The organism is Psychroserpens mesophilus, assembly GCF_050617655.1.
Lineage (GTDB): Bacteria > Bacteroidota > Bacteroidia > Flavobacteriales > Flavobacteriaceae > Psychroserpens > Psychroserpens mesophilus_A.
Map to the genome: position 1 here is coordinate 1 of NZ_JBODQC010000538.1, position 233 is coordinate 233.

General features: G+C 52.4%; 1 pseudogene. It reads left to right on the forward strand.

From position 1 onward, the window contains the following. Nucleotides 1-36 precede the first annotated feature (36 nt). A pseudogene (locus tag ACRHNM_RS18325) lies at nucleotides 37-233 on the forward strand (tetratricopeptide repeat protein); the annotation flags it as partial.

Sequence of the window (233 nt, forward strand, 5' to 3'; positions counted from 1 at the left end):
CCCGTATTACTTCGTATCTTTGTAGAAAGCCCTGTTATGAAACAATTCCTGTGCTCCCTGGCAGTCCTGTGCCTTTCGGTCGTTTCGGCCCAGGAAGATTTCCTGGCCAAGCAGTATTTCAACGACGGGGATTTTGACAAGGCGGTTGTGTATTACGAGAAGCTTGCGGAAAACAACCCGAGACGGACGGACTACACGGAAGGCCTCGTGTTGTGCTACCACCAGCTGGAGGC